Annotated in this window: 25 protein-coding genes; 2 read left to right on the forward strand and 23 right to left on the reverse strand. The window is 45.2% G+C overall.

Going from position 1 to position 23,054, the window contains the following annotated elements:
• Positions 1-37: 37 nt before the first annotated feature.
• From msrB to C170_RS09735, 9 genes are all read right to left on the reverse strand, one after another.
• On the reverse strand, positions 38-1,126 hold the full coding sequence (msrB, locus tag C170_RS09695; protein WP_081745905.1) for a peptide-methionine (R)-S-oxide reductase MsrB: 1,089 nt from the start codon (positions 1,124-1,126) through the stop codon (positions 38-40).
• 16 nt (positions 1,127-1,142) lie between these two features.
• Positions 1,143-1,724 (reverse strand): redoxin family protein, encoded by a 582-nt coding sequence (locus tag C170_RS09700; RefSeq protein WP_036609013.1) that lies wholly within the window; start codon positions 1,722-1,724, stop codon positions 1,143-1,145.
• A gap of 18 nt (positions 1,725-1,742) precedes the next feature.
• Complete coding sequence (locus C170_RS09705; RefSeq protein ID WP_442789456.1) at positions 1,743-2,468, reverse strand: cytochrome c biogenesis CcdA family protein; 726 nt, start codon at positions 2,466-2,468, stop codon at positions 1,743-1,745.
• Between the two features lie 34 nt (positions 2,469-2,502).
• Positions 2,503-3,543, reverse strand: a complete 1,041-nt coding sequence (locus C170_RS09710) for a sensor histidine kinase (RefSeq protein ID WP_017688949.1) — start codon at positions 3,541-3,543, stop codon at positions 2,503-2,505.
• Positions 3,540-4,244 carry a response regulator transcription factor gene (locus tag C170_RS09715; RefSeq protein ID WP_081745906.1) on the reverse strand — a complete coding sequence of 235 codons (705 nt, stop codon included), beginning with the start codon at positions 4,242-4,244 and terminating at the stop codon, positions 3,540-3,542. Before C170_RS09715 ends, C170_RS09710 begins: the two co-directional genes overlap by 4 nt.
• 77 nt (positions 4,245-4,321) lie before the next feature.
• A complete protein-coding gene (locus C170_RS09720) occupies positions 4,322-4,837 on the reverse strand; it encodes a hypothetical protein (RefSeq protein ID WP_036609016.1) in 516 nt (171 codons plus the stop codon).
• Between the two features lie 165 nt (positions 4,838-5,002).
• The gene (locus C170_RS09725) at positions 5,003-7,552 is read right to left on the reverse strand and encodes a beta-mannosidase (RefSeq protein ID WP_036609017.1); all 2,550 of its coding nucleotides are present in this window, start codon (positions 7,550-7,552) and stop codon (positions 5,003-5,005) included.
• A 247-nt stretch (positions 7,553-7,799) separates the two neighbouring features.
• The gene (locus C170_RS09730; RefSeq protein ID WP_036609018.1) at positions 7,800-8,831 is read right to left on the reverse strand and encodes a LacI family DNA-binding transcriptional regulator; all 1,032 of its coding nucleotides are present in this window, start codon (positions 8,829-8,831) and stop codon (positions 7,800-7,802) included.
• A 188-nt stretch (positions 8,832-9,019) separates the two neighbouring features.
• Complete coding sequence (locus C170_RS09735; protein ID WP_036609019.1) at positions 9,020-9,967, reverse strand: DMT family transporter; 948 nt, start codon at positions 9,965-9,967, stop codon at positions 9,020-9,022.
• 165 nt (positions 9,968-10,132) lie between these two features.
• Here C170_RS09735 and C170_RS09740 point away from each other — a divergent pair, with 165 nt between their 5' ends.
• Positions 10,133-11,008 carry a LysR family transcriptional regulator gene (locus tag C170_RS09740; protein ID WP_036609397.1) on the forward strand — a complete coding sequence of 292 codons (876 nt, stop codon included), beginning with the start codon at positions 10,133-10,135 and terminating at the stop codon, positions 11,006-11,008.
• 42 nt (positions 11,009-11,050) lie between these two features.
• On the opposite strand, the gene C170_RS09745 is transcribed toward C170_RS09740, so the two are convergent.
• The 5 genes from C170_RS09745 to C170_RS09765 form a co-directional block, all read right to left on the reverse strand.
• Positions 11,051-11,248: a hypothetical protein gene (locus tag C170_RS09745; RefSeq protein ID WP_017688956.1), complete on the reverse strand. Its 198-nt coding sequence runs from the start codon at positions 11,246-11,248 to the stop codon at positions 11,051-11,053.
• A gap of 32 nt (positions 11,249-11,280) precedes the next feature.
• The gene (locus C170_RS09750; RefSeq protein ID WP_036609020.1) at positions 11,281-11,763 is read right to left on the reverse strand and encodes a tetratricopeptide repeat protein; all 483 of its coding nucleotides are present in this window, start codon (positions 11,761-11,763) and stop codon (positions 11,281-11,283) included.
• A gap of 426 nt (positions 11,764-12,189) precedes the next feature.
• Positions 12,190-13,047, reverse strand: a complete 858-nt coding sequence (cyoE, locus tag C170_RS09755; RefSeq protein ID WP_036609021.1) for a heme o synthase — start codon at positions 13,045-13,047, stop codon at positions 12,190-12,192.
• Positions 13,048-13,203: 156 nt separating this feature from the next.
• Complete coding sequence (locus C170_RS09760) at positions 13,204-13,770, reverse strand: hypothetical protein (RefSeq protein ID WP_036609022.1); 567 nt, start codon at positions 13,768-13,770, stop codon at positions 13,204-13,206.
• 246 nt (positions 13,771-14,016) lie between these two features.
• Complete coding sequence (locus C170_RS09765; protein ID WP_036609024.1) at positions 14,017-14,370, reverse strand: DUF3243 domain-containing protein; 354 nt, start codon at positions 14,368-14,370, stop codon at positions 14,017-14,019.
• Positions 14,371-14,615: 245 nt separating this feature from the next.
• Here C170_RS09765 and C170_RS09770 point away from each other — a divergent pair, with 245 nt between their 5' ends.
• A complete protein-coding gene (locus C170_RS09770; protein ID WP_036609026.1) occupies positions 14,616-14,831 on the forward strand; it encodes a hypothetical protein in 216 nt (71 codons plus the stop codon).
• Between the two features lie 114 nt (positions 14,832-14,945).
• On the opposite strand, the gene C170_RS09775 is transcribed toward C170_RS09770, so the two are convergent.
• From C170_RS09775 to C170_RS09815, 9 genes are all read right to left on the reverse strand, one after another.
• On the reverse strand, positions 14,946-15,863 hold the full coding sequence (locus tag C170_RS09775; RefSeq protein ID WP_036609028.1) for an NAD(P)/FAD-dependent oxidoreductase: 918 nt from the start codon (positions 15,861-15,863) through the stop codon (positions 14,946-14,948).
• A gap of 181 nt (positions 15,864-16,044) precedes the next feature.
• Positions 16,045-17,676: an S-layer homology domain-containing protein gene (locus tag C170_RS09780; RefSeq protein WP_235200744.1), complete on the reverse strand. Its 1,632-nt coding sequence runs from the start codon at positions 17,674-17,676 to the stop codon at positions 16,045-16,047.
• Positions 17,677-17,770: 94 nt separating this feature from the next.
• Positions 17,771-18,370, reverse strand: coding sequence for a nitroreductase family protein (locus tag C170_RS09785; RefSeq protein ID WP_036609031.1), 600 nt, complete (start codon positions 18,368-18,370; stop codon positions 17,771-17,773).
• A 147-nt stretch (positions 18,371-18,517) separates the two neighbouring features.
• On the reverse strand, positions 18,518-18,772 hold the full coding sequence (locus tag C170_RS09790) for a hypothetical protein (RefSeq protein ID WP_036609033.1): 255 nt from the start codon (positions 18,770-18,772) through the stop codon (positions 18,518-18,520).
• 136 nt (positions 18,773-18,908) lie between these two features.
• Positions 18,909-19,757: an AraC family transcriptional regulator gene (locus tag C170_RS09795; RefSeq protein ID WP_235200750.1), complete on the reverse strand. Its 849-nt coding sequence runs from the start codon at positions 19,755-19,757 to the stop codon at positions 18,909-18,911.
• 80 nt (positions 19,758-19,837) lie between these two features.
• Entirely contained in the window at positions 19,838-20,386 is a 549-nt protein-coding gene (locus C170_RS09800; protein ID WP_036609037.1) for a glutathione peroxidase, read from the reverse strand.
• Positions 20,387-20,526: 140 nt separating this feature from the next.
• On the reverse strand, positions 20,527-21,003 hold the full coding sequence (locus C170_RS09805; protein WP_036609039.1) for a hypothetical protein: 477 nt from the start codon (positions 21,001-21,003) through the stop codon (positions 20,527-20,529).
• A 173-nt stretch (positions 21,004-21,176) separates the two neighbouring features.
• Entirely contained in the window at positions 21,177-22,073 is an 897-nt protein-coding gene (locus C170_RS09810; protein WP_235200745.1) for a carbohydrate ABC transporter permease, read from the reverse strand.
• 17 nt (positions 22,074-22,090) lie between these two features.
• Positions 22,091-22,972 carry a carbohydrate ABC transporter permease gene (locus tag C170_RS09815; protein ID WP_036609041.1) on the reverse strand — a complete coding sequence of 294 codons (882 nt, stop codon included), beginning with the start codon at positions 22,970-22,972 and terminating at the stop codon, positions 22,091-22,093.
• Positions 22,973-23,054: the final 82 nt, after the last annotated feature.

A 23,054-nucleotide genomic window follows, 5' to 3' on the forward strand; every position in this document is an offset into this window, starting at 1 on the left:
GGCCTTATTATGTTTTGATAAAGTCAGTTGCCCTTCTCTACTCGACAAAAGACAGTAAATATCCGTATCGTTCTTCCTCCATCTTGTCTAGCGGAATAAAGCGGATCGATGCACTGTTAATGCAGTAACGTTTGCCACCACGATCTTCGGGACCATCATCGAACACATGCCCGAGGTGGATGTCACCTGCCCGGCTTCGTACCTCCGTGCGGTCCATACCAAAGCTCGTATCCGTTGTATAGGTAACAACCTCAGGTACAATCGGTTTTGTAAAACTCGGCCACCCGCAACCGGAATCATACTTATCTCGACTGGTGAATAACGGCTCTCCCGTTGCAATATCCACATACAGACCGGGCTCCTCATTATCCCAGTATTCGTTACTGAACGCATGCTCCGTATCATTGTTTACCGTGACCGCATACTGTTCGTCTGTTAAACGTTCCTTTAATTGTTCATCTGTTGGACGTGGATATTGAGCGGGATCAATTCCAATCTCCAGGTCATCCAAAACAGTCATATCAATGTGACAATATCCGTTCGGATTTTTTTCCAAATAATCCTGATGGTACTCCTCCGCCAAATAATAATTCTGCAGAGGCATTACTTCCGTTACAATGGGTTGGTCATATTTTTCTTGCTCTGCCTCTACAGCCTGCTCGATGATTTTGGCATCTTCAGGCAACGTATAATATATGCCAGTCCGATACTGAACTCCACGATCATTGCCCTGCTTATTCAAGCTGGTAGGATCAATAACTCGAAAATAAGATTCAAGCAATTTCTGCAAAGATACTTGCTGCGGATCATATTTTACATGAACAGTCTCCGCAAACCCCTGGTCCCCGCGAATAACATCCTCATATGTTGGATTCTTTCCTTCACCGTTGGCATAACCGGAAGTCACATCCTGAACCCCTGGAATACGAGCCATATATGCCTCCACACCCCAGAAGCAGCCTCCTGCCAAGTACAGGTTACTCAGGTTTTCCTCAGAGACACTCGAAGCCTTGACAGGTTTAGTGGATATCGAAGATGAAGCTGAATGGCTCTCAGCCCTGTTTCCACAAGCAGACACAACTATCGCTATAACAAGGAGGCACAGGCACAGCAGCGTCCTTTTCATGACACTTCCTCCTTTCTCACAAAATCTCTTGTAATGACTCCATGATCTGTTCATTGGATGCATGCCCTGGCTGCGATTTCGTTAAAATACCATCAGAGCCAATATAAAAGGAACTAGGATATGCTCTTACGCCAAATTTCTTGGCCCATACACCTTTCTCATCCAAAAGAACAGTTATGTTATCATATGGCTGTTGGTCAAACCATTCGGTAAACGCTTGGGAGGATTTCTCTCCTTTGTAGTCCGGCGTCACAATCGTAATGACTTGAAAATCATTGTTTTGACCAGCCAGATTGTTCAGGTCTTCCAAACCCGCAAGGCAGATGGAACACCAGGAAGCCCAGTATTTCACATACACTTTCTTGCCTTGAACATCAGAAAGTCCAACCGTGTTTCCTTTCAGATCACGCAATGAAAATTCAGGAGCCGTCTCTCCCTTGTTCATCATGGTTGACGAACTCATATCGGATGTTGATGCTGGGGCTGATGATGACCCCGTTTGTTTTGATTCAGTTTGCTGTGATCCACATGCGCTCAAGATCAACAGGGCTCCAGCGAATACGATTACAGATACCATCCATTTCCGTGCCGTCTTCATACCAAATTCCTCCAATGATTATTGAAACCAGGTCACCAAGCTGTTTAGTCGGTCTGTCATTAACAATAGTCCCATGACAATAAGAATACAGCCGGAAGTTATTTTGATGACGCCCATGTACTTGTATAAACGACGTATCCGCTTCATAACATATTCCGAAAAAACGGACAGAATCAGGAAAGGAATCGCCAATCCAAGGGTATACAGGAACATGAGAAACCCGCCATACAGTGGAGAGCCTTCTCCTGCGGCGATACCAAGAATGGCCGCCAGCACAGGCCCGATACAAGGCGTCCAGCCAAAACTAAACGTTAGACCCAACAGGAACGCTCCGACATACCCTCCCCGTTTGGCTTGATTGCTTGACAGCTTCCTCTCCCGTTCCAGCCAGGATAGCCGGATCAACCCGGTTTGATAAATCCCAAAAAGCACCACGATGGCTCCGCAGATCGCAATAAACACAGGACTTGAGATCAAATTACCAACCATGCCGGAACCAAAACCGAGTAAAACAAATACCAGGGACAGCCCAAGAACAAATAAAAATGTCCGAAAAACAAGTGTGGACCGCAACCGAACCGAATGGGTGTCAGGCTGCTGCTGATTCGTACCGTTGACCATGCTTCCGGATAGATAAGACACGTATACCGGGATCAGCGGCAGAATACATGGCGCAAAAAACGATAACAATCCTGCACCAAAAACGCCGAAAAGGAAAACCAAATCACTGGTCAAGTCATTCACCACCTGAATAAATACTGCGTTTGATTAACCAAGGTTAACGACTGACGTAGATCGGAAGCGTGAACCAGAAGCAACTTCCTTCTCCTTTTGTACTCTGAACCCCGATCTCGCCACCATGGAGTTCCACAATTGATTGAGCGATGGCAAGGCCAAGCCCGGCCCCCCCATTACTCTTGCTGCGTGATTTGTCAATTCGATAAAAACGTTCAAATATACGCGAAGTTTCCTCCGCTTCAATGCCTTCCCCTTCATCCGTAACTGAAATTCGTATAAACGGCCCCTTTTCTTCGGCAGCCAGAATGATTTTTCCTTCAATAGGAGAGTATTGAATGGCATTTTGCAGCAAATTGGAAAGGACCCGCTTCATTTGTGCAGGCATCATGACCGCGGCTGGTAATTTATCGGGCAAATCTATTTCAACGTTCAGCGTTTTCTCGGCGAGATGAAACGAAAAACTCTCCAACGTACTGAGCAGCAACTCATCGACGTGACAAGGCTGAGGGTCAAATACCTCCCCTTGCGCTTCCAAGCTGGATAATTCAAACAAATCTTGAATAAGCCCTCCCAAACGCTTCGTCTCAAGTCGTATCGTGTTCAGGTAACGTTGAAAGGTTTCTTTATCCTTAATGACATCATCCTCCAACGCTTCTACGAATGACTGAATGGATGCCAAGGGAGTCCGTAAATCATGGGATACATTGGCGATCAACTCTCGTCTCGCGGTTTCTGAGTGATGCAGATGATCAAAGCTTTCCTTCAGCTTGGAACTCATTTCATTAAATTGCTGTGCCAGGAGCTTAAATTCCTGCGTACCGATGAGAGGGACTTCCGTATGGAAATCCCCTTCGGCAATTCGTATTGTCTGCTGTGTAATTCGCGCAATTGATTTCTCCAATGGCTTAGTCAGCAAATATTGAAGAATAAACGAAAGTAAGCCTACCCCTGCCGTTATAGCCGATAACCAATACAATTGTTCGATCGTAAGCAGCATTTTGGAATAACTGATGAACAAACAAATTAATAATACGCCAATGCCCGTGAGACTGGACAACACCAAGTATGTGCGAAGTTTCATGAACTACCACCCGCAAACTTGTAGCCTATGCCCCAAACTGTTTTAATATATTTTGGATCAGAAGGATTCTCTTCGATCTTCTCTCGTAATCTCCGAACATGTACAGTCACCGTTGTTGTATCTCCCTCATAGCTAAAATCCCAAATCTTGCTTAACATCTGGTTACGGGAGAACACCTGACCCGGGTGACTTGCCAGCAAATACAACATCTCAAACTCTGTAACGGTCAATTCAATTACCTGCCCGCTGATATGCACTTCACGCTTGGTAAAATCAATGGTAAGCCCTTCATAATTGATCGTATATTCAGATGTTGTAACAGGTGATGCCTGCGCAATTCGCATTCTCCGCAGGATTGCCTTCACACGTAAAACAAGTTCTCTCGGACTGAATGGTTTGGTCAGATAATCATCTGCCCCCATCGTCAGTCCCATCAGACGGTCCTGCTCCTCCCCCCGGGCCGTCAGCATTACAATGGGCACATCCTCAGTTTGCCGAATCTCGTTGCAAACTTCCCAACCATTCTTATGTGGCATCATCAGGTCGAGCACAATCAAGCTTGGCGTTTGGCTGCGCCACAGCTCAATAGCCTCCAAACCGTCCTTAGCCGTCACGACAAGATAACCTTCCCGTTCCAGATACCTGCGACAAACGTCCGTAATATTTGTATCATCATCAGCAACAAGTACACATTCATTCAAACGAACCCACCCCATATTCCAGAAAATACATTTGAGCCAATCATATCATATGGTGATGGCGATGCTTAGCCCTTAAATTACTTCATTTCCATGGCTGGCATCATGTACTGTTTAATTAAAGACTCAGCCGCATACGAATTCCCTTCATGGATGACAGGCATCGATTTCAAGTTAACTTGCATACCGTCTACCATGATTTTTTTCGATCCAATCCACAATTTAATCGTTTTTCCCGCAGGCATCATCGTTTCTTCCATCATCATGTCGTCTTTCATCATCTTGTCGTCTTTCATCTTCATGTCGTCTTTCATCTTCATGTCGTCTTTCATCATCATGTCATCTTCCATCATGTTGTCGTCTTTCATCATCTTGTCGTCCATTTTGCCCATATACATCAAAGTTACAGATCTATCCTTGCTGTCCCACATAATGCTGTAATCATACATTTTCGCCGCCTGTCTCAATTGAACAAGTTCCATGCCATCCTTTTTAATCGTTTTCATATCTGCAGCACTTGCCAATCCAGAAAAGGCCATGGACATCATCAATACCGCTGCTACCATCACTTTTTTGCTCTTATTTGTTTTCATCATTCTTATCACTCTCCATTCGTTTATTACTTACATGGATTACAATAAGCAAGACAGCTTACGATTCTCTAAGCGAAGTATTACGAAACCATTACGATATATAAATGGGGTCAGGTTTCAATAAAAAAACGGTTGAATCTCTCTTCCGAGAGACTCCAACCGTTTCTTCTAGGTCAAACGAATAAAATCAATCATGGATCGAACCTCGATCGGTCCCGGATTTGATATCACATCATTAGACTGCAATCCCTCTCTGGAAGTGAACTGCACCTTCACCGGAATGCCAGGAATCAAGTCGAAGAAGTTATCTGAGAAGACACCCTCCACATCCGAAGATAGCCATACCTGTTTAGCAAGCACGTCACTTTCCAGTACCAGATGAACGCCGTTCTCATCCGCTCCTCCGCTTACATTGATGTTTGCAGGCTGCAGAGCAAGGTCTTTGGACGGTACAAAATAGTGTTCCTGTACGATATTCGCAGCACCTTCCTGTTTCAGATCCAGGCGCAGCAGCGTGTTAGCTGTATCATGACCTTCAAGCCATTCCGCGTTACGTAATGACAGCACTCGATCACCTGTATTAGGTGCCAAGGTCACGTCATGTGTTTCATCACGATGCACCGTTCCATCGAACCCGAGCAAACGAATCTGTAACTGCCCTTTTACAGGTTGTAATTGATCCGAGATGATATATATATCTGTTGTATCTTCTTTTGTTCCATCTACCGATACCAACACATCGCTGAAGCTGCGTTTCGCATAATATTGCAATGCTTTCCAACGACCAAGGTAGTCCATACCTGCCCATGAAGCCACTGGCCAGCAGTCATTCATTTGCCAGTAAAGTGTGCCCATGCAGAATGGTTTGCGGCGACGGTGCGCTTCAATGGCTGTCTTCATTGCTTCCGCCTGAAGCACCTGGCTCATATAAAGGAACGATGGGAAGTCCTTCGATTCATGCATGTACATATCCATGTACTGTTTGATCAGACGATTACCTGCCCCATTCTTTTGATGAGCCAGCATGACTTCCGACTCCAGAGCCAGATCTTCTTCTTCCGCGTAAGTGCGTACTGACTTGTACTCCGGGAAAGACTGGAATCCGTATTCACTCATGAAACGACCCACATGCACGTTGTAGTTCTCGAATGGTTCTACATTGTGCCACACGCCCCAGTAGTGGATATCCCCTTCAGCTGTGGATGGGTGCGCATGCTGCGTCTCATCCCCTGTCAGTGATACCAGTGGTGAGGAAGGCCAGTAATCCACACCTGGCGCATACGCTTCAACGACTTCTGGCAGCAAATCATGGAAGATGGCTTCGTAATCGGCCCAGATGCTTTCACGCTGCTCGGCAGTAAATTCCTTTTTCCAACCCCAGCCACCATTCTCAACATAGTGAGCCCAAGCCGAATCAATCTCGTTATTCCCACACCAGAGTGCAATACTTGGATGGTTGCGCAGACGTTTCACATTATCAATCGCCTCATGTCTCACACTGTTCAGGAACGCTTCGTCTCCTGGATACATGCTGCATGCAAACATGAAGTCTTGCCATACCAGGATTCCGTATTCATCACACAGTTCGTAGAACACATCCTGCTCATAGATTCCGCCACCCCACACACGCAGCATATTCATATTGGACTCGGCTGCGGATACGATCTCATGACGATAACGTTCACGAGTAATTTCAGTGATGAAGCTATCATTTGGAATGTGATTGGCCCCTTTGGCAAAGACCGCAACACCATTTAGTTCAAAGTAAAAGGATGCTCCTGCTTCATCTTTGTCACGTACCAGCCGAATGGAACGAAGCCCAGTCTTCACTGTAGATTCAGCCACAGCTCGCTCACCTTGAAGCACTTCGGTAAGGAAGGTGTACATATGCGGATCACCAAGCCCACGGCTCCACCACAGTTTCGGTTCATCAATAGAGATTGGAATCTCCACCGTCTGAGTTCCGGGTTGTAGCGATACGGATCTTTCCCATCTCTGTCCATCTGCGCCGATACGAATAGTCGTATCTACCGCTTGTGATGTCTCGACTTCCACAACAGCAGTTAATGAAGCTGAGGTAGCGCTTACTTCATTTTGCTGGATATACACATCATTGATTCGTACCTGTGTCCAACCTTCAAGACGTGCTTCACGCCAGATCCCACTGGTTACAAAACGCGGACCCCAGTCCCAACCATAGTGATACGGGGCTTTACGTGCAAAAATACTTACTCTCTTGTCGCCAAGTCCACCAACATCGGACTGATCATTCGATGCAGGTAATGCATATCCGAGCTTCTCCAGCTTCGGCAGATCTTCCTGAATTGGTGACCGAAAACGTATTCGGAGAATGTTGCCGTTCCCCTTCAATACAGACTTTACATCTGCCTTCCATATCCGGAACATATTATCTGCTGATAACACATGCACATCATTCACATACACATCCGCATATGTATCCAGACCATCAAACACCAGCTCCAGATGTTCTTGGGAGAACAACCCTTCGGCAACGTCAAATTCCGTCTGATATTCCCAATCTATCTTATCAATCCATTGTACTTCCTTCTCGTTTGTTCCATAAAAAGGATCTGGAATCTTGCCCAGCTTCAGCAAATCTGTATGCACACAGCCGGGCACCTGAGCCGGCATCCACTCTTGATCTTCGCAAGCCTTGAACGTCCAATTCTGAAAAACATGTGATTGTATTGTGCTCATGACAGCCTCCATTGTTGTTAGAGTTGGTAAACATTATTTTGTTAGGTTTTGTTATTATAAAAACAAATAACTTACAAAACAAAATTAACACGATATGCTTCTTATAGTCAATCTGTTTTGTAATTTAATTTGTTAAACAATCTCTGCATAACAAAAAGACATGAAGCTCTAACCTCTCCATGTCTTTCACCTGATTTCATTTACCCGTATCATCATTGTTAAAATGAGCCCGTAAATTCATATCCCATTACAGTATACTGGCGTTATATTCATCACGAATAATTAATTCCGAATAGATCAGCTTGCGTTCATAAGGTTCATCCACGTGTTTGATCCGCCACAATAGCTGGTCTACTGCTCTCGTTCCCAGATTCTCTTTGTTAATATGTACCGAAGCAAGAATGGGTTCATCCGTCTGCGTATTGTCAAATCCGGTTACGGCACAACGTTCGGGCACCTGAATGCCTCGACTTTGGAGTGCCTGAATGACAATGACAGCTGTATGGTCATTTGCACACACGATAACTTCAGGGATATCCTCCAGCTCCATTTCAGCAATGGATCTCCGGATCTGATCATACTCTGGTCCCAGCAAGCCGTCTTGCTGTTCCCCCTCCAACTGTTTCTCTTCCAGCAGCATACGATATCCAAGCCAGCGTTCTCTAAAACTTGCTGCATCGGGCAGTTGTCCGGCAAACTGGAACCTTCTATACCCTTTACCAACGAGCATGAGAACCAGTTCTTTCATACATTTCATATTGTCCGTAAAAACCGAGTCTGCGTATATGGCAGGGTCTTCATGATCCACCATGACAAGCGGAATACGCAGTCTGTAAATCTCCAGCAATACCGATGTCGAGATGGTGCCCACGGTTATGACTCCGCTGATCGCTTCGGGATTAAGGACCGAGAACATCCGATCTGAAGAGGGTTCTGTCAGCGTTAAAATATCCATTCCCTTCTCATTCAACCTCTCAGAAATGCCATCAAATACTGGCCCCCAGTATAAGGAAGATCGATTCTGAGAACGAACGTTAGGAAACAAAATCAATATCGTGCCTTGTCGCTCCGCTTCTGGCTTCATCTCCGTTGATATCAGTGTCTCCCCCGGATAACGCTTAGGCTCAGTTCTGAAATACCCAAGCTGCCCCGCTGTTCTGACAATCATCTCGCGTGTATGCTCACTCACACCAGGCTTGCCTGTCAGCGCACGGGAGACTGCGAATTTGGACACCCCCGCAGCATCCGCAATTTGCTGCATCGTTACTCTTTTGGCCATCCTACTCACCCGTTTTTCCTAATTTTCCATTCAGTGTAGCATAAAAAACAAAATTCAACAAAACAAGGTTATGTTATTCTGTTTTTGTTAGGTAGTTGTTTATCTATTTCACAAGGTGTACGACATAACCAAAAAAGGCCCTCTCCCCACCTTCCATAGAAGATGACGAAGGACCTTTTATCCCCAAATTATATGCCTGGTGCTCCCTGATCGCCAAGTTCCGACTGTAAAACCGGGCGTTTTCTGCGCCAGAAGATAGGCTGTGGAAGTTTGATCTCTGTGATCAGAACACCAACCAACATCAAAGCTGCTCCCGCATACCCTTGCAACGTTAGCGATTCCCCTTGAAAGGTAAATGCAAAGGCTGCTGCAAACAGTGGTTCGAGTGAAAAAATCAGACTTGTTCTTGTGGGAGAGGCATGACGCTGCGCGAGTGTCTGCAGAATATACCCCAAGCCGCTACACAAAACACCTAAGCCAAGAATGGCTGCCCAGGATTCAGCCGTATCGGGCATACGTGGCGTTTCCAGCATAAATGTAGCTGCAATTCCCCACATCGCTGCAACACCCAATTGAACTGTTCCCAATGTTAGTGGATCATGCTTCGGTGTGAACTTGCCTGCAATCATTATATAGATGGCATACACAAGTGCTGCTAGTATGCAGAGAATATCTCCCGTGTGCAGACTAAGCTGATGCTGAAGCGTCAGCAAGCCAAGACCGGTAACTGCAACCAGGATGCTGAGTGTCAATCGTTTATCCGGCATACGACGATGCTGGATCGTCGTCAGGATCGGTACAAAAATAACGGCCAAACTTATCAAGAATCCCGCTTGGGATGTCGTGGTTCGTTGCACACCATAGGTGATAAATACAAATGCAGCGAATAAAGCTGTCCCCATAATAGCGCCTGCCACAAGTGTTCTGCGATCCATGTTAAACAACCGCCGATGAAAAAGAAGTCCTGCCGCAATAAAGGCAATTCCAAAACGAAATGCGACCAGATTCAATTCTTGCATGGACTCCAGGCCCGATTTCATAAACAGATAGGAAGATCCCCATATAACCGTTGCGAGCAGCATCTGTATGTCCGCTCTTCTTGTTGCCTGACCTTGATTAACCTGTACACCATTCATCTTGCTTCAACCTTCATTCTATGTATTCTGAGCTGTGTGATCGTGCGTCAAACTAACTCGCCTTGGCAAGTATAAACGATCTCTTTGCATTATAAAAATGAATATTTATAATGGATTATATGAAATAAATTCATGCATCAAAAATGGGAAGGAACGGAACCATTCATGTCACTGATCAAATACGAAATATTGAATACCGTTGTGGAATATGGCAGTCTCACCAAAGCGGCAGAAGCGTTGAACATCACCCAATCCGCAGTCAGCCATGCCATCGCCAGTTTGGAGACAGAATGTGGTTTTTCCCTGCTCCATCGTAGCCGCTCGGGTGTGCGGGTTACCGCTGAAGGGGAACGCATTCTGGGATACACACGTGAGATTCTGCGCTGGACGGAACTGATGAACCAGGAAATCTCCCTCATTCGCGGCGCGGAGATTGGTACGGTGCGTATTGGTACCTTCGCAAGTGTCTCCACACAATGGTTGCCGGGCATCCTGAAACAATTTCGCCTGCGTCATCCCGGAATTGAGATTAAGCTGTGGGAGGGCGATTATGCTGAGATTGAGGGCTGGTTGGCTGGAGGCGCCATCGATCTCGGATTTCTGTCTCTCGGCGATTCTTCACCTTTTGAGACGATCCCATTACAAAAAGACAGGATGATGTGCATCCTGCCTCTGGATCATCCTCTCGCCTCAGAGGAGTCTGTTTCGTTTGATGTTTTACTGGAACAACCCTTTATTCTGCCCAAGTGGGGTGGAGATAACGAGATTGAACGACTGATCCGGCAGCATGCGGCCAAGCTTAATGTCGTCTATGAAGTAGCCGAAGATCAAGCCATTATGGCGATGGTCCGTAATGGCCTCGGCATCAGCCTGCTTCCGGAAATGGTTCTTCAAAATCATACCGATTCACTCGCGCTCGTACCACTCTCTGGAAATCCTTATCGTACGATTGGCATGGCCTGCCCATCTTTGGGCAATCTATCGCCCGCTACGCGGCGTTTCATTGAAGAGGTGCAACAGTCGCTTGGCTCGGCTCTGTAAATTTGGAGAACTCACTTCCTCTGTCGTTAAGATCGATTTCTCCTATCCGTTACTCACAAATTGGATAACTGCGAGGGTCAGCAACAGTACAAATATAACAGCAATCGTGATGCCAAAACCAATTAGGAAGCGCATGCCAGGTGAGCGTTTGTTCTGCTGGTTATGTCCCAGGCTATCCAGCTTCTGCTCAATTTGATCCAACCTTTCATTTACCTGTTTCAGATCTTGATTGGAGTTCATTCATCCATCTCTCCCTTTTCTGTGTATTCGATCTATTCCCACACCCGATCGAGCTGATCTGCGTAGTAACGGATTGCTCTGTTATAGTCATTGATTCTCTTGTCACTTGATGTGTCCGCAAGTTGCACGAGCAGTCGTTGCATCGCTTCTGCATGTTCACCCAGATTATAGAGCACCATGGCATAGAAAACTTCAAATTCCCGGTACGCCGGGAATTCTTTCATCCCTTTTTCAAACCAAACCTTTGCCTGCTCATACTGTCCAAGCGTTCGATATGTGCTGCCCAACCCGAGTATCGCCCCTGCTCTGTCCTCATCAGAAAGACCAAGACTTAGTGCCTTCTCATAATGCGGAACAGCTTCCCGCTCCAATCCAAGCGAATCATGTGCCCAAGCCAGCTGATACCAGACATTGGCATTCTCGGGTTCTTGGACTGTAATCTCTTGCAAAAGTTCAATCGCTTCCTGCACCTTGCCTTCTTGTCTCCATCGCACGGCCTGTTCCAAATTACTCATGCTGTCACTTCCCATCTTGCATTATAATTTCCACATATATAATTCAATTGTTTTATTATACCAAAAAAGCACTCTAGAGAATATGTTGTAACAACTCAAGGTTGTCCAAACGCTATTCCATAGTGTGCTTTTTCATTCGATGCAGCTTGTTATAAAAAATGGACTAAAGCATATTTCCACTGGACACTTCGATGACAGAACAACCTTCCGATCGCTGTTATCCCCGGATTTTTCGAATCATTTTAACAAAGGTGAAAATCCGGGGATAAGCGTATGCTTTCGATGCAGCTTTCTTTCAGAAAGCTTTTAGGCGAACGCTTTCGCTTCTTCAGCTTCTTTCTGTCCTCTCCGTTTTGTGTAAATGTTTAGTTCAATTTATATAGCTTAAGCTAAAATCTCTCTCAAAACGATCTGTTCATCGTCTAATTATGACCATACCGTATTCGCTACCATGACAATAAATACGAGCATGAGATAATTAACCGAGATCAGAAAGTTTACTTTTGCCCACTTCTCATCATCCTGTGTCTTCAGTCCGCTAAGTGTATGCACGAACCAGATCAGTCCACCGACCAAAGATACAATCAGAAATACCAGACCTACGTAGTTGTAATAATACAACAGGAATACGGCAGGAAGCAGCAGAAAAACATAAGGAATCATCTGAAACTTGGTGCGTTTCACCCCTTTAACCACTGGCAACAACGGGAAGCCCGCAGCACGATACTCCTCTACCCGGCGAATGCCCAATGACCAGAAGTGTGGTGGTTGCCACAAGAATAATAGAGCAAAAAGCAACCAGGCACCTGCATCAATCTCATTGGTTACAGACGCATAACCGATGACAGGCGGCATCGCTCCCGCAATACCACCCAGCGACGTGCTCCACGTTGAACTGCGTTTCAACCACATCGTGTAAATCACGATGTAAGCGAACCACCCAAGCAGCGCCATCCACCCTGATAACGGATTCACCAGGAAAAATAGTACTGCTAGTCCCACAACACCAAGGATAATGCCATAGCCAAGTACAAACCCTGGCTTCAGATGGTTAATATAATCCATCCTTTTTTTGGTGCGCTCCATCTTTTGGTCCAATTCACGATCCCAATAATTGTTGATAACACAAGCTGAAGCAATAACCAAAGTTGATCCAATCACGACCATGAGCAGAGATAACCAGTTGATATCCCATTTTGAAGCTACCCAGAATCCTACCGCCACCGCAAACACATTTAACCTTAGAAGTCCGGGCTTAGTTAATGCAATCATGTCTTTAAGCATGAGGCTCCTCCTGAACTATGTAAAAACGCCATTCCAATAATGATACATGTACCTACCATTAATTACAATCGCTTTCATGAATTTGTCATAACCAAAAAGCATCCCTCACCGTTCCAATGAACAGGAGGAATGCTTGATGATGAATTTCATCTTATTTTATGGAATGTATTGTTGCACAATTTTAGTAACTTTTCCGTCCTGCACCGTCAGATGATATGGGAATACGGACAGATCAAGAATACGGGTATTCTCATACAACGATTCGAACTTGGATAATGTCACAGGTTCATTCCACTGAATGTCTGCGCCCTGCATCGTACCATCCCGATCGTACAACTGCATCAATACTTCAGCATTGGCACTAACCTCAACCTGCTCCTGCTCTTTGCTGTCATTGACAATGTAGTAACCATCTGGAGCACCGTCTATACCAGCTTCCGGATTACGCTGTGCAAAAATCGCATCGGCTTCTTCACCCTGATACCAGCCAATCTTGTCCACTGTCATAAACAATTTTCCGTCTTCTATATGCATACCTTCAACATAGGCTGTAAACATCTCGGAGTTTGCAACTTGAGCTTCTTTCGCAGAAGGTTGTTGAGCGTCCGTACTACCTTGAGCATTCGCAGGGGTAAGTAAATATGTAGTCAGCACAATCATGCCAAGTAAAGCAACAACTGCACCGATCATTCCTAGTTTCCATTGTTTTGTCGCGTTCTTCATAGGTAACATCTCTCCTTAATATGAACGTTACTATTCCTTAACCGGAAGTCTTGCTTCTCAAACGCTCATGTGAACTATCGATTCCAACGTTCTTTCTTTTCCTATCATACTTCGAACAGGGATTATAAAAGTATCAGCCAGATTAAAAATAGTTACAATGTGCGTCATCACTCCTGTCTGTAGTCTCCGTCAAACAGCAATAACCCCTGAAGGCATCGCCATTCAGAGGTTATTAACTTACTAATCTTAATGATTGGGTGTGGAGCTTTGCGCCAAACGAACGAGCATATGAGCCAACATGTGGCGTTCATCTTCCTTGCCGACATTCCACAGCTCCTGAAGCAGTTTTTCTTCACGATTACGGGGTTCCTCCCGAGCTGCCAGATAATCCGCTACTTTCTCGGCAATTTTGGCCATCTGCTCCTCACTTAGTCCAATCGATTCTCCCATGGCAATTCGCTTACCCAGGTATTCTTTGAACGCATCAAAGTTCTGTAGAATCTGTTCTCTTTCTTCCGGCGCAATCTTCTCAATTGCATTGTCCACCTTGTCAGTTGAAACTTGACCATCTTTATGGATTACATGATTTTCTTCATTCATTTGAATAACCTCCTGCATAATAGTTGTTTATTGGTTCAAGCTTTAAACTTAATACTCATTGGTTATCTATAATATAAACGTATTGCTGAAGTTTAATCAGTACGTTCAATTCTGTATATATCTTCTATATATGAGCAAGTACACGTTTCAAAAGAACTACAGCGGTTAATCGTTTACATATACGTAACGGTGTTTGGATATGTTAATGAACACCTTATACAATATCGAACCAGGAGGGATTTCCCATGCGTGATAAAACCAAACATGAGAAGACAAACGATGAACTTGAACCAGGAGTGAATACCGTTATCCATCCAGACAAAAACAATCCCGGACCAACCGATATGATCGAAGGCGTGGTTGGTGATATCGTGGACAACATTCGCAAAGATTTCTCCCATGACTCAAAGGACAAGACGTCTTCTTCCAAGTCAACGGATTCATCAGACAAACAAGCATAATCCTTTTCTCCTAGCAAAAGATAGCTCAAAAAGTCCTCCTGCCACATGTCTGGCTTGGGAGGACTTTTTGGTAATGAATAATTGAATAATCAACCTCGTATCTGGATGTGAAATTCAATGTGAATCCTTGGTCATCTGCTGTAACGCCTTATGAATCCAGATCGCGGCAATGGAACCTTCACCCATCGCAACGGTTGCTTGTTCTGCGTGCAGGCCCAGATCCCCGGCTATCCATACATTATTCGCTGCCTGCAAGCTGCGCGGATCGGCTTCCACATGTTTATTATCTGCGATTACAGCTCCAAGCTGCTCCGCCAGTTCATAGTGTACCCGGTTGCCTCCAAATGCGATAAATCCACGCTCCGACTCAAAAATCTGTCCATCTTCGGTCAGAACACCGGTGATATGGCCATCCTCAATCTGTTGTACTTCCTGAACAGCCGCTTCCAGATAACGAACTCCCGCCTCTTTCATGCTCCGATGCAGCTCTGCAGATATGGGAGCCTGCTCATGATTGATATATAACAGATCATTCGTACGCTGAATTAAAATCATCGCCATATTGGCACCTGGTTCGCCAGATCCCAATAGTACCGTACGTTGATCCTGAATCTCATAACCATCGCAATCAGGGCAGACATACACCGTTCGGCCCAGCGTAGGGGTTAGTCCCGGAATGTCCGGAACTCTATCCGTGAGCCCCGTTGCCAATAACACGGTTTTGCTCCTATATTCAGATCCGGAAGTACCGAATAATTGAATATGTTCTCCCTTACGTTCCGCTTTAATGATACGGTCTTTCTCAAAAGATACTCCGGTCCGCTCTGCCTGCATCCTGCCTCGTTCTCTAAGCTCTTCACCGGATACCCCATCGGGGAAACCGAGGATATTATGATAAGTCCGGCATAACGTCGATCTGCCTTCTCCCGCGTCGATTACCAACACCTGATGAGCTGAATAACGTCCAAGCTGAATGGCTGCCTGAAGCCCTGCGAGCCCTCCACCTACAATTATGCAATCAACCTCTCGCATGCTCCTTCTCCTCCTGAACTTCCATTTATCTAATTTAATTAAACAGTTTGTCCTTATATACATTAAACCGTTCAGCCAAGCTTAAACGATTCCTCATATTGCTTATCTTATACCAAAATAAACAGACCCAAACCATCCGTCGGAATCACGGTGAGTTTGGGTCTATAAGATTTATGATTTCTTAGAAGTTATACGATTCAAATCGCGATGCATTCGATATAGCATTCCATACATCGGCTGTTTCGCCGCCCATATACCAGTATGCCAGTCCAGCAATTTGCCGTTGCTCACTCATTAACACTTTGGCTGATAACGAACGACTGTCCTCTGCCCATATATATCTTGGCTTACCATTACTGTTGTACCCGATAATATATTGAACCAGACTTGCTTCCCATCGTCTTACAGATCCCGTAGCATGCGCACGCATTCCCTGATCTGAAAGTGTAATGTCCCAAGAGCTGGTTGCTGGATTCACGGAAGACCAGTCTCGTGTATACAATGGAAGGGCCAAAATTGTTTTGGCACGTACCACCTCGGAGAGCATGGTATCCAAAGCCTTTTCCACCCATGGAAGAGACGCCACTGATCCTGCTTTCGGATCACCGTTCCAGTGTTCCTCGTATCCCATCAGCACCATATAATCCGATACAGCGCCCAGTTTGGCATAATCAAATGCATCGGTCCAATCAGTACCCAGGTCGGGCGAAACGTCCACGGACACCACAGCACCGAGTGCGTGCAACGTAGCCGTCAAAGAGGTCACAAATGCCGTCAACCCTTCACGATCCGCAGGATCAACATTCTCGAAGTCCACATTAATGCCGTCCAATTTATAGGTTTTGACATAAGCGGCTACCTGTGAGATCACTGCCGCTCGGTTGGCTGAGCTGGATAACATCTGATGGGTAAGTGCCGAATCGGAACGATTCCCAAGTAATGGCCATAGCTGCCTGTCGGTGGCTGATGCCCAGGAGATCAATGCAGGGTCCGCGTGATCTGTTACTTTCATACTGCTGTTCAGGAAAAACCAGCGTGGGACAAGTGTGTTGACCTCAGACTGTTCCACTTGTTTCTTGAATTCAGTTGTAGTGGAGTTATATTGCCAGCCCAGCTGAACGCCAAGTTCATCCCCACGTTGTAACTGCTCAGACCATGTTTTCTTTTGTAAAATGGCATCGAGCATTACGGCTGCTTCTTCTCGCGTTACCTGGTCATGTGGTCGAAACACGCCTCCGCTTCCCCGCATTAGTCCAAGTTGATATACCGTCTGAACATAAGGACGTGCCCAGTCCGAGATATCCGCTGCGTCAAAATACGTTGAAGATAAGAGTGATGTCTCTACGGGTTGTTGTTTTAACATTCGAACAAGAAGGGCAGCCGCTTCTTCGCGCGTAATAGAAGCATTAGGCTGGAACGTTCCCTGACCCTTTCCTTCCAAAATAAAAAGATTCGTCATGGCGGCAACGTTGCCGTAATACCAAGCATTCATGCTTATATCCTGGTAGGGATTTATATTATTTTTAACGGGCTTCAAACCTAGTAATCTCACCGCAAATGTCGCAAATTCTGCACGAGTAACGGCTTTCTTCGGTTCAAACGTAGTCTCTGACGTACCGGCAGCAATACCTCTGGCCACCAGATGTGTAATGGCATCCTTGGCGTAACTGGTGTGCGTATCCTGAAACTGTTGCTGCACGGTTGCAGCCTGAACGGTAGAGCCGTATCCAGCCGCCGATCCAAGTGTTAATAACCCGCATAAAGCCATTTTCCATATCCGTTGGTTCGTTATGTCTTTTAATCTATTATTCACATCAAAAAGCCTCGCTTCATTGGATTACGATCAACTATCATCGTATCAAATTGAAGCGAGGCCGTATGTGGTTAAATGTTGGGAAATGCGAAGCTTACTTGTGTACTTTTACGCGCTCTTCAATTGGTTGGAATTCTTTCTCACCCGGTGCTGCCGTTGGTTTACCAAATGGCATTTGAGCGATCAATCTCCAGTTCTCAGGAATGCTCCATTCTTGCTTCACTTTCTCGTCAATCAACGGGTTGTAGTGCTGCAAAGATGCACCCAGACCTTCTTGTTCCAGAGCAATCCAGATTACCAGTTGCAACATACCGTTGGATTGGTTAGCCCAGATTGGGAAGTTATCTGCATAAGCTGCAAAATTTTGTTGAAGCTGTGCGATCGCATTGTTATCTTCGAAGAAGAGAACCGTACCATATCCGCTGCGGAATCCAGTCATTTTCTCTGCTGTGGATTTGAAAGCTTCTTCATTGCCTACCACTTCACGCAAAATTTCTTCTGTGTGATTCCACAATTTATCATGTTGTTCACCGAGCAATACAACGGCACGGGATGTTTGTGAGTTAAAGGAAGTTGGTGTATATTTCACCGCTTCTTCTACGATTTCCTGGATTTTGGCATCCGAAATTGTAGATTCTTTGCTGATTCCATAATAAGATCTTCTGTTTTTCAATGCATCAAAAAAAGTTGTCATTCTTATTCGCCTCCAAAATTTTTTTTCAATTGCCAACATAGTAACTATAATATAGTAACCTACATTAGTCAACAAACTAATTTATTTTCACTAAATATACATTCACCGAAAATAATTCAACAAGTTTGCCCAATACAGCAATTGGAATTATCCTTCGCCCGTCTTTTTGCGATAATCCGCCCGGTATTTCTCTTCAGTAGACGAGTTACTTTTTGTCTGATCTTTATTCTTCTCTTCCTGAGCTTCCATATTCAGATCTTCCATCGGAATTGGATCTACGGTCTGTTCTTCTTCATGTCGGTCAAGCAGACTTTCGTGCTCTGTCTTATATTGTTCAGGATTGTCACGGGATTGTTCCTGTTGGGTATCGTTGTTATTCTGATCCGGTGTGCGCTGTTTCATTCATATTCGCCTCCTCTGGGTTCATTACCTTTCTTTACCTGTTCTGCGTGTCCTCTAAACACAGTGGGATGCATTCCTCAAACAAAAACCAACAAAAAAAGCCAACCAGACAAGCTGGTCAGCTCAAAGACGACTTCTATGATTGGCGATGCAATTGGGTACGGTACAGATCAGGCGAACATCCCACACTTTGTTTGAACATCCGACTAAAATGAGAAAGGCGCTTGAAACCGGACAATCGACTTGCTTCTGTCACGGTGATCTCAGGCTGAAACTGAAACAAAAGCTTCGCCTGATTGATACGGCGGTCATACAGGTATTTAAATATCGTCAAACCTGTCATTTCCTTAAACATGCCTGCCAGATATGGCTTGGACAGATGTAATTCCAATGCCAGATCATCCAGACCAATGTCCTTCATATAATGGGTATCCACATAACGAATAATGTGTTGGACATGCCGCTCCCTCTCCGATGAGGGAAGTTGTTCCTGGACATCACCCTGGCAGATCTCTGCTACAAAATACAACAGATCACACAGTCTGACATTCATTCGCTCTTGCCTGAAATTGCTCTGACTTTGAGACAGACGATGAAGATCATGCAATAGAGCTTCGAATTCAGAGCGGTTATCTCCCTTCAGATTGACCCGGCAATTTCTGAGTTCTTCAAATGGTCTCAGGACCTCAGCCATACGGTCCGGATGCAGGCTGCTGCGGATTGCAGACGGATCAAAATGCAGTGTGCTTCGCTCATAAGCACTGCCTGGCTTCGGATGTGGTCGATGAAGAGTCAGGCCATGCATTAACACCAGATCACCCGGCTCCAGGTTATATACCCGGTCTCCTATGATATAGGTACATTCTCCATCATGAAAATAATAAATCTCATAATGTGGATGTGAATGGAATCCATCTGACTTGCCTGGGTTAAACGTGCTGGTGGATCGGTAACTATACTCCAGTGAAGCGCTAAATTGCATCATGCTCGGCACATTCATGCACCTCCTGTTCGGAAGAGGGAAACGATTTGTATCATGCCCCTGTAGGATATATGAAAGTGAAATTATAGAAGCTGTTTAATACTCTCTTGAATCTCGTCGATGGAGTCGACAGGTTCGAAGCGTCTGACCACACGACCCTCTGCATCAATCAGGAATTTTGTGAAATTCCATTTGATTGCATCGCCGTGTAACCATTCTGGTGCCTTCTCAGCCACCATTAATTTCAATAATTTTGCCTGTATATCTGTTTCATCAAAGCCTGCAAAAGGCCCTGATCTTTTCAAAAAGTCGTAGAGCGGGTGCGCCGCTTCTCCATTCACATCCAGTTTGGAGAACATCGGAAATTTCACCCCATAGTTAATCTGGCAAAAGGACTCCGCTTCCGAACTGCTTCCAGGCTCTTGCTCTGCAAACTGGTTACACGGGAAACCAATAATCTGAAGTCCTTGATCCTTGTACTGGTCATACAGCTTCTGCATGTCATCAAACTGGTGCGTATATTTACATTTACTTGCCGTGTTTACGATGAGCACAGGTTTTCCTTCATATTGATAGAGTGGGAAACGCTCTCCACTGGTTCTGGTTACGGTAAAGTCGTAGATGGTTGGCATAAGTCTAGTGCACCTCGCGATAGTTATGTAGTCATACAGCATCATATGTCATTGTTAATTATATACGAAGTTTGAACTATTGTATCGGAGAAGATATTGATCGTTCAGATTAGACTCAGAGATATTTGAAATTATATCGATTACTCAACTGCTCTAATACTCATAACATATTTGGTTCTGGGCAGATACTTTATTTCCAGCGTTTTATCTCGATTTTCCCAGGCGATATCCCGGGTGTTAATCAATTCCATTTGATTTATTTCGATGGTTTGTTCCCTCCATTTCCTGCCCATGGATCCTATGTAGCTCGGTTTACCTGTTACTGTTTCGTAATCTTGGGAGAGATAAGGACCTATATCCTGGATACCCGACACTGTCTTAGGACCAAAAAATAATAACAATCCGATACCAAAAATGATGCAACAGCACTTGAAAGATATTCGTTTTACGATGTTTTTTATCTGCTTCATCCCATGAAACAACCCCATACCAAGTAAGAATACTGCCATGGCTGCTCCAATCAAATTTAAAAAGATCCAACTAGGAAAAAAGGTTGGAAAGAACGAAGACACAAAAAACAATATAAAAACAATAAATATGATTATACTCAGCTTCAAGAACATCCTCTTCCTTCAATTAAATGTGTCCCATGAATCCCGATAAAGAATCGCCTCCAATGGATAAACTCAGATCATGGATTAATTCTCCCTTTCAACAGAAAACCCTTCTGCCGCGAAAATCTCTTCGTTCAGCAAAAGGGTTATTATATGGGATCACAGTGACAGCAGCTTCAGCCCTTCACGGCACTTCCGGCCACGCCCTGAATGATATAATGCTGACCCACGAGGAAAACGATGATCATCGGAATAATGCCTGCCGTGGCAGCGGCCATCATGCCGTTGTAATCTACATTGTTCTCCAGAATAAAGTTCTGCAGTCCGAGCGGAACGGTGTACAAGTCTTTGTCGATTAGGAACACTAGCGCATTTTCATAGTCATTCCAATGCCATGAGAAATCAATAATGGCCAGTGTAGCCAGCGCTGGCTTCGCCAAGGGCAGAATCAGCCTGAAGAATATACGCAAGTGTCCAGCACCGTCGATGAACGCCGCTTCCGAGATTTCCGAAGGCACCGAGAGGAAGAATTGCCGCAGCATAAACACCCCAAAGATTGTGAACATCCCAGGCAGGATCAATGCCCAATGTGTATTATATATGCCGACCCACTCAAACATCAGAAACTTCGGTACAAAGAGCACCTGCGGAGGCACCATCATCATCGAGAGATAGATCAGGAACAATGTCTCCCGACCTTTGAATTGAATCCGTGCGAAGCCATAGGCTGCAAAAGCCGAGAGAAATACAGCTCCGATCGTGCTAATTAGCGATATTTTCAACGAGTTCAGATAATATGTGGCAAAGGTATCCGCTCCGCTCCAGACCTTAATATGATGCTCCCAGTTCAGGCTGGAGGGTATCCACTGGATGGGATAGGTGAATACGTCCGCAGGAGATTTGAATGATGTGCTGATCATCCAGATGAACGGCATAATCATCAGCAGGGCAAACCCGGACATCAGAATTGTCAGTATGATTTTTCGAATCTGGCTCAAGGACTCCATGCGGACTTTAACTTTAGGTGAATGTGGAGCTGTGGGCTTCGCATTCGCGGCAATTTGTTTCTCCATAACGATCCCTCCCCTCCTTAATAGTGAACCCAACGTTTCTGACCGAGCCACTGCAAAACAGTGAATATCATGATGATGGCAAAGAGTGCCCAGCTTATGGCGGCAGCGTATCCCATCTCGTAATATCGGAAGGCATTCTGGTAGATAAAAAGTGACAGCACGGTTGTACTGTTCCCCGGTCCACCTTGAGTAATTGCCTGGATAATGCCAAAGTTTTTGATGGTCATAATCAGCCCGGTAATCAGTAGCAAAAAGGTCGTTGGGCTCACAAGCGGCCAGATCACTTGGCGTATCGTCTGCCAAGGACGGGCTCCATCTATCCGTGCAGCCTCAATCAATTCCTCCGGGATTTCCTGCAAAGCGGCTAGATAAATAATCATGTTGTAACCCAGCATGAACCAGATCCAGATGATATCAATCGCATACATGGACCATTCGGTTGTTGATAACCAGCCGGGAGGGTTCGTAATACCGATTCCGCGCAAGAAACCATTAATTGGCCCCGATGTTGGCTGGAACAGCAGCATCCAGACAAAAGCGATGGCAACACCGCTGGTGATATAGGGCATGAAATAGAGAGCACGCAGCGTTTTTTGCCAATACACCGACTTGTTCAGCGCCACCGCCACGATAAAAGCCAACCCCATCGATACCGGAACCGCTAACAGAAATACAAATGTATTTCGCAGCGCCACGCCAAACAGATCATCATTCAACATCCGGCGGATATTGTCCAGCCCGACGAAATTCGTCTCCGGGCTCATGAATTTGTAATCAGTGAACATGAGATAGAACGAATAGACAGCCGGTATAATAAAAAACAACAGCACGCCAATCATATTGGGTCCAATAAACAGATACCCGAGTCTGCTCTGCCGTTTCATCCAGGATTTATGCATATGCTCCCCCACTCCTTAACATCTGTTCTGGAATTAAGCATAACAAGATGTCCTCTAACATTTAAGGAACATAACCCTGTAC

Origin of the sequence: Paenibacillus sp. FSL H7-689, from assembly GCF_000517905.1 — a bacterium.
GTDB lineage: Bacteria > Bacillota > Bacilli > Paenibacillales > Paenibacillaceae > Paenibacillus > Paenibacillus amylolyticus.

What these genes read in the sequence shown, in the direction of transcription:
- C170_RS09735 (WP_036609019.1), bottom strand. Translation starts at nt 9,967, where the DNA reads ATGAATGGTGTACAGGTTAATCAAGGTCAGGCAACAAGAAGAGCGGAC.
- C170_RS09785 (WP_036609031.1), bottom strand. Translation starts at nt 18,370, where the DNA reads ATGACAACTTTTTTTGATGCATTGAAAAACAGAAGATCTTATTATGGA.
- C170_RS09775 (WP_036609028.1), bottom strand. Translation starts at nt 15,863, where the DNA reads ATGCGAGAGGTTGATTGCATAATTGTAGGTGGAGGGCTCGCAGGGCTT.
- C170_RS09720 (WP_036609016.1), bottom strand. Translation starts at nt 4,837, where the DNA reads ATGATGAAAACAAATAAGAGCAAAAAAGTGATGGTAGCAGCGGTATTG.
- C170_RS09765 (WP_036609024.1), bottom strand. Translation starts at nt 14,370, where the DNA reads ATGAATGAAGAAAATCATGTAATCCATAAAGATGGTCAAGTTTCAACT.
- C170_RS09810 (WP_235200745.1), bottom strand. Translation starts at nt 22,073, where the DNA reads ATGGAGAAACAAATTGCCGCGAATGCGAAGCCCACAGCTCCACATTCA.
- C170_RS09730 (WP_036609018.1), bottom strand. Translation starts at nt 8,831, where the DNA reads ATGGCCAAAAGAGTAACGATGCAGCAAATTGCGGATGCTGCGGGGGTG.
- C170_RS09750 (WP_036609020.1), bottom strand. Translation starts at nt 11,763, where the DNA reads ATGAGTAATTTGGAACAGGCCGTGCGATGGAGACAAGAAGGCAAGGTG.
- C170_RS09800 (WP_036609037.1), bottom strand. Translation starts at nt 20,386, where the DNA reads ATGCCAACCATCTACGACTTTACCGTAACCAGAACCAGTGGAGAGCGT.
- C170_RS09790 (WP_036609033.1), bottom strand. Translation starts at nt 18,772, where the DNA reads ATGAAACAGCGCACACCGGATCAGAATAACAACGATACCCAACAGGAA.
- cyoE (WP_036609021.1), bottom strand. Translation starts at nt 13,047, where the DNA reads ATGCTTAAAGACATGATTGCATTAACTAAGCCCGGACTTCTAAGGTTA.
- msrB (WP_081745905.1), bottom strand. Translation starts at nt 1,126, where the DNA reads ATGAAAAGGACGCTGCTGTGCCTGTGCCTCCTTGTTATAGCGATAGTT.
- C170_RS09745 (WP_017688956.1), bottom strand. Translation starts at nt 11,248, where the DNA reads ATGAACTCCAATCAAGATCTGAAACAGGTAAATGAAAGGTTGGATCAA.
- C170_RS09770 (WP_036609026.1), top strand. Translation starts at nt 14,616, where the DNA reads ATGCGTGATAAAACCAAACATGAGAAGACAAACGATGAACTTGAACCA.
- C170_RS09725 (WP_036609017.1), bottom strand. Translation starts at nt 7,552, where the DNA reads ATGAGCACAATACAATCACATGTTTTTCAGAATTGGACGTTCAAGGCT.
- C170_RS09710 (WP_017688949.1), bottom strand. Translation starts at nt 3,543, where the DNA reads ATGAAACTTCGCACATACTTGGTGTTGTCCAGTCTCACGGGCATTGGC.
- C170_RS09760 (WP_036609022.1), bottom strand. Translation starts at nt 13,770, where the DNA reads ATGAAGAACGCGACAAAACAATGGAAACTAGGAATGATCGGTGCAGTT.
- C170_RS09815 (WP_036609041.1), bottom strand. Translation starts at nt 22,972, where the DNA reads ATGCATAAATCCTGGATGAAACGGCAGAGCAGACTCGGGTATCTGTTT.
- C170_RS09700 (WP_036609013.1), bottom strand. Translation starts at nt 1,724, where the DNA reads ATGAAGACGGCACGGAAATGGATGGTATCTGTAATCGTATTCGCTGGA.
- C170_RS09795 (WP_235200750.1), bottom strand. Translation starts at nt 19,757, where the DNA reads ATGATGCAATTTAGCGCTTCACTGGAGTATAGTTACCGATCCACCAGC.
- C170_RS09740 (WP_036609397.1), top strand. Translation starts at nt 10,133, where the DNA reads ATGTCACTGATCAAATACGAAATATTGAATACCGTTGTGGAATATGGC.